At 68.0% G+C, this 9940-nt stretch carries 12 protein-coding genes; 9 read left to right on the forward strand and 3 right to left on the reverse strand.

Features of this window, described 5'->3' with window-relative positions; genetic code table 11:
• Positions 1–9: 9 nt before the first annotated feature.
• Positions 10–1170, forward strand: a complete 1161-nt coding sequence (locus A2X88_00320) for a cell division protein FtsZ (protein ID OGP35555.1) — start codon at positions 10–12, stop codon at positions 1168–1170.
• Positions 1171–2904, forward strand: coding sequence for a hypothetical protein (locus A2X88_00325; protein ID OGP35556.1), 1734 nt, complete (start codon positions 1171–1173; stop codon positions 2902–2904).
• Here A2X88_00325 and A2X88_00330 read toward each other — a convergent pair.
• Entirely contained in the window at positions 2891–3292 is a 402-nt protein-coding gene (locus A2X88_00330) for a hypothetical protein (GenBank protein ID OGP35572.1), read from the reverse strand. The genes A2X88_00325 and A2X88_00330 overlap by 14 nt on opposite strands.
• Positions 3293–3353: 61 nt before the next feature.
• Here A2X88_00330 and A2X88_00335 point away from each other — a divergent pair, with 61 nt between their 5' ends.
• Genes A2X88_00335 through A2X88_00360 form a run of 6 tightly spaced genes read left to right on the forward strand, consistent with a single transcriptional unit; the run spans position 3354 to position 7092 of the window.
• The gene (locus A2X88_00335; GenBank protein OGP35557.1) at positions 3354–4007 is read left to right on the forward strand and encodes a septum formation protein Maf; all 654 of its coding nucleotides are present in this window, start codon (positions 3354–3356) and stop codon (positions 4005–4007) included.
• Positions 4004–4711, forward strand: coding sequence for a YggS family pyridoxal phosphate enzyme (locus A2X88_00340; GenBank protein ID OGP35558.1), 708 nt, complete (start codon positions 4004–4006; stop codon positions 4709–4711). Before A2X88_00335 ends, A2X88_00340 begins: the two co-directional genes overlap by 4 nt.
• Entirely contained in the window at positions 4708–5514 is an 807-nt protein-coding gene (locus tag A2X88_00345) for a pyrroline-5-carboxylate reductase (protein OGP35559.1), read from the forward strand. The genes A2X88_00340 and A2X88_00345 overlap by 4 nt, the downstream gene beginning before the upstream one ends.
• An 11-nt stretch (positions 5515–5525) precedes the next feature.
• Complete coding sequence (locus A2X88_00350) at positions 5526–5825, forward strand: hypothetical protein (GenBank protein ID OGP35560.1); 300 nt, start codon at positions 5526–5528, stop codon at positions 5823–5825.
• On the forward strand, positions 5822–6145 hold the full coding sequence (locus tag A2X88_00355) for a hypothetical protein (protein ID OGP35561.1): 324 nt from the start codon (positions 5822–5824) through the stop codon (positions 6143–6145). The genes A2X88_00350 and A2X88_00355 overlap by 4 nt, the downstream gene beginning before the upstream one ends.
• A complete protein-coding gene (locus A2X88_00360; GenBank protein OGP35562.1) occupies positions 6142–7092 on the forward strand; it encodes a hypothetical protein in 951 nt (316 codons plus the stop codon). Before A2X88_00355 ends, A2X88_00360 begins: the two co-directional genes overlap by 4 nt.
• A 624-nt stretch (positions 7093–7716) precedes the next feature.
• Here A2X88_00360 and A2X88_00365 read toward each other — a convergent pair.
• Positions 7717–8706 carry an NADPH:quinone oxidoreductase gene (locus A2X88_00365; GenBank protein OGP35563.1) on the reverse strand — a complete coding sequence of 330 codons (990 nt, stop codon included), beginning with the start codon at positions 8704–8706 and terminating at the stop codon, positions 7717–7719.
• Positions 8707–8855: 149 nt separating this feature from the next.
• On the opposite strand from A2X88_00365, the gene A2X88_00370 reads away from it, so the two are divergent.
• Positions 8856–9185, forward strand: a complete 330-nt coding sequence (locus A2X88_00370) for an alkylhydroperoxidase (GenBank protein ID OGP35564.1) — start codon at positions 8856–8858, stop codon at positions 9183–9185.
• 87 nt (positions 9186–9272) lie between these two features.
• Here A2X88_00370 and A2X88_00375 read toward each other — a convergent pair whose 3' ends face one another.
• Positions 9273–9572, reverse strand: coding sequence for a hypothetical protein (locus A2X88_00375; protein ID OGP35565.1), 300 nt, complete (start codon positions 9570–9572; stop codon positions 9273–9275).
• Between the last annotated feature and the right edge of the window lie 368 nt (positions 9573–9940).

Raw genomic sequence — 9940 nt, forward strand, 5'->3', positions numbered from 1 at the left:
GAGGACGGCATGTTCACGATTGTCGAGGAGAACCGGTGCAACGCGGTCATCAAGGTGTTCGGCATGGGAGGCGGGGGAGGAAACGCGATCAACACGATGATCGAGGAGGGGCTGAAAGGGGTGGAGTTCATCGCCGCGAACACGGACGCCCAGGCCCTCTCGAAGAACCTCGCGCCGCTGAAGATCCAGCTCGGCGCGAAGCTGACCAAGGGGCTCGGCGCCGGCGCCAATCCCGACATCGGGCGACAGGCCGCCCTGGAGGACAGCGAGGTGCTGCGGGAGGCGCTCTTCGGCGCCGACATGGTATTTCTGACGGCCGGGCTCGGGGGCGGTACCGGGACCGGCGGCGCTCCCGTCCTGGCGGAGGTGGCCCGGGAGGTCGGCGCCCTGACCGTCGCGGTGGTCACCCGTCCCTTCTCCTTCGAGGGGGCGACGAGGCGCCGCCAGGCGGAGAAGGGGCTGAAGGAGCTTCGATCCATCGTGGACACCCTCATCGTGGTCCCCAACGAGAAGCTGCTCCTGATCGCGGGGAAGGAGATGCGCTTCGTGGAGGCGTTCCGGAAGGTGGACGAGGTGCTCTACCAGGCGGTCCGCGGGATCTCCGAGCTGGTGACGAACCCCGGCTACATCAACCTCGACTTCGCGGACGTGAAGACGATCATGTCCGCCTCCGGGGTGGCGCTGATGGGGACCGGGTCCGCCTCCGGGCAGAACCGGGCGGTGGCGGCCGCGGAAAAGGCGATCTCCAGCCCGCTCCTGGAGGATGTCTCCATCCGGGGCGCTCGCGGGGTCCTCATCAACATCACGGCGGGGCCTTCCCTCTGCCTGAGCGAGATCAACGAGGCGGCGAGCCTCGTCCAGGAGGAAGCGGACGAGGAGGCGAACATCATCTTCGGCACCGTCATCGACGAGACGATGGGCGACGAGCTGAAGGTGACCGTCATCGCCACCGGCTTCGAGTCGGGGGTGACCGAGACGATCTGGAAGGCGCCGCGACGCACCATCAAGCTCATCGGGAGGGAAGACCTGGAGAAGCCGACCTTCCTCCGGGCCGCGCAGGCGCGGGAACCGGAGAGGGTCGAACATCTTCCGCTGATCGACAAGGAACCCGAGGAGGAGAAGCCGGAGGAGTTCGAGATCCCGACCTTCCTCCGCCGCCGATCCGAGTAGATGGCGCGGCGTCCCCGGCGGCGGGAGTCAATCCTGTCCCGCGAAGTCGGGGCGGTCCGCAAGGAGTGGGGGGGGAAGCTTCGGGTCGCCCTGGTCTACCCGAACCGGTACGAGACGGGGATGTCGAACCTGGGCTTCCTCACCGTCCACGCCCGGGTCAACGCGCGGCCGGACGCCCTCTGCGAGCGCGCCTTCCTCTCCGTTCCGGGGGAGGGAGCCCGTCCGTCCCACCGGGGAAGTGCCGGAAAACCGGCCCCCGTCGTCACGGTGGAGAGCGGCCGCCCCCTTTCCGAGTTCGACATCGTTGCCGTTTCCCTTTCCTTCGAGAACGACCTGCTCCACCTTCCTCCCATCCTCGCCTCGGGGGGCGTGTCCCCCTTCCGGGAGGAGAGAAGTTCCGGGGCGGAAGCCGGGTTTCCGCGAAGCCGTGCGGTCCCGCTGGTCCTCATGGGGGGATTCGCCGCCTCCCTCTCCCCGGAGCCGGCCGGGACGCTGGCGGACGCGGTAGTGGTCGGCGACGGGGAGCGGGCGCTCGACGCGGTGCTCGACCTGGGGACGCCCCGCCCCGTCGAACCGGGGTACCTGCGGGAGCTGTCCGCGATCCCCGGCGTGTATGTCCCCGGCGGCTACCTTCCCGAGTACTCCGCTCCGCGGGAGGGGGACCCGCCCGGCGTGCGGCGCCTTTGCGCCCTTCGTCCCCGGCCGGGGTTCCCTCCCCGCGTCCGGCGGGAAACCCTTTCCCCGGCGGAGTATCCTCAGCTTCCGGTGGTGCTCTCCGAAGAGGCCGAGCTGGGACGGATGGCGCTGGTGGAGACCTCCCGCGGTTGTCCGCAGATGTGCGGGTTCTGCGCGGCGTCCCACGCCTGTCCCGGCTTCCGGGAAGTTCCCCCGGACCGGTTCCGCGCCGCGGTCGACGCGGCCTGGCCGCACCGCAGGACGATCGGCTTCGTCGGGGCCGCGGTGCTCGACTGGGCCCCGTTCCGCGAGATCGCCCGCGAGATCCTCGCCCGGGGAGGCGCCGTGTCGCCCGCCTCGGTCCGGGCGGAGCTGGTGGACGAGGAGATCGCCGAAATCCTCGGGCGAAGCGGCCACCGGACCGTCGCCCTGGCTCCGGAGTGCGGAAGCCAGGAACGGCGGCGCAGGATCGGCAAGCGGGTCGACGACGACCGGTTCCTTTCCGCGGCGCGCGTCCTCGCCCGGGCGGGGATCGTCTCCTTCAAGCTCTATTTTCTGACCGGGGTTCCCGGCGCGGAGCGGGAGGAGGAGGTGGAGGGGACAATCCGATTCCTGAAACGCTTCCGGGAGACGGTTCTCGAGGAGGGGCGGGCGATCGGAAGGATGGGAACGGTGACCGCCGTCCTGTCCCCGTTCGTCCCCAAGCCCTTCACCCCGCTCCAGTGGGCGCCGATGGCGCGGCAGGAGGAGCTGTCCGCCAGGCACGAGGCGATCGCGTCCGCCGTCCGTCCGGTGGCCAATCTCCGGGTCTCCGCCGAGCCGCCCCGGTCCGCCGTGCTCCAGGGATACCTCGGGCTCTCCGACCGCCGGGTCGCGGGGGCGCTCCGGAAAAGCGGTTCGGGGAGGCTGCGCCTTTCCGACCGGGGGTTCTCCCCGCCCGTTTCCTGGGTGGTCTTCCGGGAGAAGGAGGCGGACGAATACCTTCCCTGGGATGTCGTCGAGGGAGGGCTTCCGAAAGAGGCGTTGCGGACCCGCTACCGGGCCGTCATTCGGAGGTGACCCGGAAGAGGATGTTGCGCGTTCTCGGTCCGTCGAACTCGCACAGGTAGACCGATTGCCAGGTCCCGAGCACCAGCTGGCCGGACTCGACGAAGACGAACACGGAGGAGCCGACGATGCTGGCCTTCGCGTGGGCGTGGGCGTTTCCCTCGGTGTGCAGGTATTTCCCCTTCGAGGGGACGACCGACTCGAGTATGTTGAGGAGGTCCTGCTTCACGTTCGGATCGGTGTTCTCGTTGATCGTGACCGCCGCCGTGGTGTGGGGGACGAAGATCGTGCAGGTACCCCGCGTAACGCCGCTCTCCCGGACCACGAGGCGGGTGGTCTGGGTGATGTCGATCATCTGCTGGGGACTTTCGGTCCGGACCGTGACGCTCTTCAGATTCATCCTCCCCCCGGGGAACATGTTTTTCATCTTGTAACACAGGAACTTTGCGAGGGTCAAGGAAATGGGATCCCGTTATAATGAGAGTCCGGAGGGAGCGCCTCCCGGGCTGATCCTGGCCTCTTCCTCTCCCCGGCGGCGGGAGCTGATGCGCGTCATCGGCGTGCCGTTCCGCGTGGTGCCGTCCCGCGTCGAGGAAACGTCCCACGCGGGGGAGCCGTTCCGGAACTTCGTCCGGAGGGCCGCGCGGGAGAAGGGAGAGGAGGTGGCCTCCCGGTACCCGGAGGCGTTCGTGCTCGCCGCGGACACGGTCGTCGTGGTCGGAAACCGGATGCTGGGCAAGCCGGAGGACCGGGCGGACGGAGCCCGGATGCTCCGGCTCCTCCAGGGAAGGGAGCACAGGGTTCACACCGCGGTCTGCCTCCTCCGGCGGTCCACGGGATACGCCGACGAGGCGGTCGAGACGACGCGGGTCGCCTTCCGATCCCTCACCGGGCAGGAGATCCGGGCCTACCTCCGGACGGGGGAGAGCGACGACAAGGCGGGGGCCTACGCGGCGCAGGGGAGAGGAAACCTGCTGATCGAGAGGATTTCCGGGTCCTACACGAACGTCGTGGGGCTTCCGATGACGCGCGTCCTGGAAATGCTCCAGAGGACCGGCATGCTCGCCGTGTCCCGGGAAGGGACGAAATGGTACCGGCGCGAGGGGTGCCGATGACGCGCCCGGAAAATGTGCAGGACCGGGTCCTCCGCGTGCGCGAGCGGATCGAGAGGGCCGCCGGCAGGGCCGGGCGTTCCGCCAGGGAGATCCGCCTGGTCGCGGTGGGGAAGACGCACCCCCCGGACCGCATCGGGGAGGCCGCCGCGGCCGGAGTGACCTCCTTCGGGGAGAACTACGTCCAGGAGGCGGAGGGGAAGATCCGCGCCTACCCCGGGCTGGAATGGCACATGGTCGGGAAGCTCCAGGGGAACAAGGTGAAGAAGGCGGTGTCGCTCTTCTCGTGGGTCCAGACGGTCGACTCCTCCCGCCTTCTCTCGGAGATCTCCCGGCGGTGCGTGGAGGCGGGAACCGGGATGCCGGTCCTGCTGGAGGTCAACCTGGCGGAGGAGTCGAGCAAGGCGGGGATCTCTCCGGGAGAGCTTCCGGAGCTGGTGGAGGCGGCCGAGGCGCTTGCCGGAGTGCGGCTTGCGGGGCTGATGGCCATTCCCCCGGTCTTCGAGAGCCCGGAGGAGAGCCGCCCCTGGTTCGCTCGCCTCCGGAAGCTTCTGGAGGACTGCGCGGGGCGGAGCACGGCGGGAAAAGGGATGCGGGAGCTTTCGATGGGGATGTCCCACGATTTCGAGGTGGCGGTCGAGGAGGGCGCGACGATGGTGCGGATCGGCACGGCCATCTTCGGGAGCCGCCCGGGGAGGCGGGGATGAAGGGAATCGGGTTCATCGGAGCCGGAAACATGGGGGAGGCGTTGATCCGGGGAATCCTGGCGGCCAAGCTGCTCCCCCCGAAGGAGCTGGTCGTCATGGACCTGCGCGCAACGCGCTGCGAGGAGATGCGGGAACGGTTCGGCGTCTCTGTGGCGAAGGATCCGGCGGGGCTGATCCGGCGCTGCGGGACGGTCGTCGTCGCGGTCAAGCCGCAAGGGGTGGCGGGGCTCCTGCGCTCCCTCTCGCCGACGGACGCCCGGGGAAGGCTCTTCGTCTCGATCGCCGCGGGGATCCCGGTCCGGGTCTTCCTCGACGCCCTCGGGGAGAAGGCCGCCGTGGTTCGGGCGATGCCGAACACGCCGGCGCAGGTGATGCGGGGCAGCACGGGGCTCTTTTATTCCCCCGCGGTGACGAAGGTGCAGAAGGCGCGGGCGCAGAAGATCTTCGCCTCGGTGGGGACGGCGGTGGAGTTCCCCCGCGAGGAGCTGCTCGACGCGGTCACGGCGCTTTCGGGATCGGGCCCCGCCTACGTCTTCCTCTTCATCGAGGCGCTGGCAGACGGCGCGGTCCGCGCGGGAATGCCCCGGGAGGAGGCGGTCCTGCTGGCGGCCTCCACCGTGGAGGGGGCGGCCCGGATGGTTCTTACGACCGGGACGCACCCCGGGGCCCTCAAGGACATGGTCACGTCGCCGGGGGGCACCACGGCGGCGGGGCTCGCGGCCCTGGAGGTCGGCGCCTTCCGGGGGACGGTGCTCGAAGCCGTCCATGCCGCCTGGAAGCGCTGCCGCGAACTTTCCGGCTGAGGAGGCAAACGATGTTCGTCGCGAAGAACCTGCTCATGGCGGTGGCCAGGATCCTGGACATCGCCCTTTCGGCCTACATGTGGATCCTGATCATCCGCGCCGTGCTCACCTGGGTGAGCCCGGATCCCTACAACCCGATCGTCCGGGCCCTCTATTCCATCACCGAGCCGGTCCTCTCTTTCCTGCGGCGGAGATTTCCCCTGATGGCGGGGAGCATCGATTTCTCCCCGATGGTGGCGATCCTCGTCATCCTCTTCCTCCAGTACTTCCTGGTGAGGACCCTCTTCGATCTGGCGGCGCGCCTTTCGTGAGAACTCCCCGGGGCAGGGAGGGCGAAAGGGGCGGGGTTTTCGCCGTCGTCGCCGTCCATGTCCTTCCCCGGGCGTCTCGGGAGGAGGTGGCGGGCTTCTCCGGGGAAGCCGTCCGGATCCGGTTGACGGCCCCCCCCGTCGAGAACCGGGCGAACGAGGCGCTCCAGCGGTTCCTGGCCGGGGCGCTCGATATTCCCCGCCGGAGCCTCGGGATCGTCGCGGGCGGGCTCGGCCGCAGGAAGCTGGTCCGGGTGGAGGGACTCACCCGGGAGGAGTGCCTCCGCCGCCTCGGCCTCACCCCCCCGCGGGATCGCGAATGACGGAACCGATCCGGATCCTGATCAGTTCCTGCCTGCTCGGGGAGACGGTCCGGTACGACGGGGGGCACAAGCGGGACGGCTTCCTCGTGGATACGCTCGGGGAGTTCGTCGAGTGGGTCCCGGTCTGCCCCGAGGTCGACTGCGGGCTGCCGACCCCTCGAGAGGCGATGCGCCTGACGGGCGACCCTTCCTCCCCCCGGCTGGTCACGTCGAAGGGGGGGGTCGACCACACCGACCGGATGATCCGGTGGGCCCGCGCCCGCCTTCGGGAACTCGAACCGCTGGAGCTTTGCGGCTACATCTGCAAGAAGGACTCCCCGAGCTCGGGAATGACCCGCGTCAAGGTATACGGGGGATCGGACATTCCGGCCAGAACGGGGGCCGGGATCTTCACGAAGGCCTTCCTGGGGCATTTTCCCCTCATCCCGGTCGAGGAGGAGGGGCGCCTCCAGGACCCGGTCCTCCGGGAGATGTTCATCGAAAGGGTGTTCACCCTCAGGCGCTTCCGGGACCTCCTGGCGCGCGACAGGACCCGGGGAGGGCTCGTCGCGTTCCACACCGACCACAAGCTGCTCCTGTTGTCGCACGGGAGGAAGGGCTACACCGAGATGGGAAGGCTGGTCGCCCGCGCGAAGGAGCTGCCGACCGCCGAGCTGTTCGACCGGTACCGGAGGCTTCTCATGGAGGCGCTCTCCGCGAAGCCGACCCCGAAGAAATGCTCCGACGTCCTGTTCCACATGGTGGGCCATTTCCGGAAGATGCTCACCCGGGACGAGAAGGAGGAGCTGCTGGAGGTGGTGGAGCGGTACCGGGAGCGGCGGATCCCGCTGATCGTCCCGCTCACCCTCTTCCGCCACTATGTCCGGAAGTACCGGGTCGACTATCTCGCCCGGCAGGTCTTCCTCGATCCGCACCCGGCGGAGCTGATGCTCCGAAACCACGTGTAGCGGAGATTCTTCGGCTCCGAGTGCAACGGGTGCTCCTCCGCCTCGGAGGGATACACTCGGCACGCCTCGTTGCGCGGCCGACCGGGACCGGCTCCGCATCCTCGGAGGGGGCGGCTTGCTCCGCCGTCCCGAGGGGGACCCTGCTCCACCCCCGGATCTCCCCCGGGAGTCCGCAAAGACTTCCATCTCCGCTCGCCCCCCCCTCCTGCGGATGCTGCGCCGGCAACCGGGGACCCCCCCCGCATCGCTGCGGGTCCCCGGTCGCCGGCGAAGCCGGTCACAGGCGCCCTCACGATGGGGCGCATTACGGGCGCAGCCAGCCGAAGGAGGGGGGAAGAGCGGAGATAAAAAGATTGAACAGGGGGCGGAGGGCGGGCGAAGCGAAGCCCCCCTCCAAGGCGGCGTAGCCTGTCCCGGGCGCCCATTTGGAATCGTGCCGCGGGATCAGCGCAGCGGGCCGAGGGTGATGTCGCCGTACCAGGCGACCGCCTCCTCGCCGGTGTTGTCGGTGTCGGTCATGATCGCGACGGCCCCGAGGTCCGGCGGATCCTTCCCGAACAGCGCCCGGTAGTCCTCGTAGATGTTCCTCTCCTCCCGTTCCGTTTCATCTCCTGTTTCCTCCGCCTATCTCTCCGGGATACTGAGTACGATCTTTCCCACGTTCGCGTTGGACTCCATCCGTTCGTGCGCGGACGCGGCGTCGGTCCAGTCGAATACGGAGTCGACGACGGGAACGAGCCTTCCGTCGGCGAACCGGGGGAGGGCGAACGCCGAAAACTCCCGGACCAGACGTTCCTTCTCTTCCCGATCCAGGTGGCGCAGGGTCGAGCCCTTGATCGACAGGTGATTCATCAGGATCCGCGCCAGGTCGATCCCTTCCGCGCGGGATCCCCCCATCATGCCGATGACGAGCAGCCTCCCTCCCCGCGCCAGCGACCGGAGGTTCTGGTCCAGGTAGGGGGCCCCGACGCAGTCCAGGACGATGTCGACTCCCTTTCCGGACGTGCGGGACGCCACCCACGGGGCGAAGGGCCCCTCCCGGTAGTTCCATCCGCCTTCCGCCCCCAGTTCCCTGCACCGGGAGATCTTTTCCGGGGAACCGGCGGTCACCAGCGACCTGCCTCCCCCTTCCCGGATCAATTGGATGGCCGCGGTTCCCACACCGCTTCCCCCCGCGTGCACAAGGACCGTCTCGCCGGGACGCAACAGACCGAGAGGAAAAAGGTTCCGGTAGGCGGTGAGAAAGGCCTCGGGGATCGCCGCTCCCTGCTCGAACGAGAGGCCCGGGGGAATCGGCATCGCCATATCCGCCGGAACCGCCGCAAGTTCCGCGTAACCGCCGCCCGGAAGGATGGCGCAGACCCGGTCGCCCGGCGAAACCCCCGCGACGGCCCTGCCCGCGTCGGCCACTTCTCCCGCGATCTCCAGCCCCAGGATCTCCGAGGCTCCCGCCGGAGGAGGGTACTTTCCGCGGCGCTGCAGCAGATCCGCCCGGTTCAGGCCGGCCGCCCGAACCCGTACGAGCAGATCCCCTTTCCCGAAGGACGGGTCGGGACACTCCCCGATCCGTAAAACTTCCGGACCCCCGAACCCGGATGGAAGGACCGCTTTCATGATCCTATTGTCCCTTTTTTCTCCCAAGAAATGGATGGGAAGTCGGCGGGATCGCAGGTATTCTCAAGAAACCCGCGGCCGTTCCGCCGACAGGGAACTACCGTCGCCGCGAAGAAAAGGCGCCCCGGCGCCGAACGGGAGGTGTCCGGATGGGCACGAGGGAAAAGAAGCTGCCGAAGGCGTACCGAAATCTCAAGGAGCGCTACGGCGGGTATATCGGAGCCGTCGAGGCTCTCGGGACCTCCGTCAAACAGGCCGGCCCGATCGACGAAAAGACGGCGCAGTTGATCCAGCTGGCCGCCGCCGCGGCCATCCGCTCCGAAGGATCGGTCCACAGCCATGCGAGAAGGGCCCTGGAGGCCGGCGCCACTCCGGAGGAGATCCGGCACGCGCTGATCCTGCTGACATCGACGATCGGGTTTCCCACGGTGGTGGCCGGCCTGACCTGGGCGGGCGATATCCTGGAGGGGAAACGGTAGACGGGATTCGCCTGCAGGCATGCACGTTTCGGGCGGATCGGGACGGACGGGGCCGGAGGCCCCGCCCTTTATCACAACGTCCCTTGGCTACTGTTTCTTCAACTTGTTGAGAATGGAAGGGATTTCCTTCGCGGTGAAGGCTTTCAGCGTCGTCGTTTTCACATTCCCCTGCGAACTGAGCGCCAACGCAAAAGCCGTCTGCACTTCATCGCTCGGGCATTCCCCGATCGTGACGTAGTCATATTCCCCCATGACCAGGTACACGCCGAGCACCTTGCCGCCCATCTTCTGATACAACTTGATTCCCTCCTCGATGCGGTCGGGCGCGTTCATGATGTCCTTGCTTCCCTGCTCCGTCAGTTTCAGCAGGCCGATATAGGTCGGCATCGGTCACCTCTTCTTTCCCCAGGTTCCTCTTCCGCGGTTTCGCCCCCGATACGCTCGTATGGATATCCGGGTCCGTCAGGGCGGGCGGAATTGGCACAAGTCGGATGAATGGAGGGAAAAAGAGACCGTTCCGGGAATGCGGGGAAGCATCCCAGTCCCTTTCTTCGGAAGGGTGACGTTTGTCCGAAGGTTGCCGAAAGTCGAAAGGCTGATTGGGTTGGTTCAGGGGTGACGGGACTTCTATCCCTTGAATACTGGAAATCCCTGCGCAAGTCAAGAATGGCGCCGGAGGAGGGGGTCGCCCGCCTTAAGCCTCGGCGATCACGCCATCGGCCTTAGCGGCAGGGCGTCGGGCTTCCGCGCTCCGC

The sequence above is a fragment of the Deltaproteobacteria bacterium GWC2_65_14 genome (assembly GCA_001797615.1).
In the GTDB taxonomy this organism is placed as follows: Bacteria; Desulfobacterota; Deferrimicrobia; order Deferrimicrobiales; family Deferrimicrobiaceae; genus GWC2-65-14.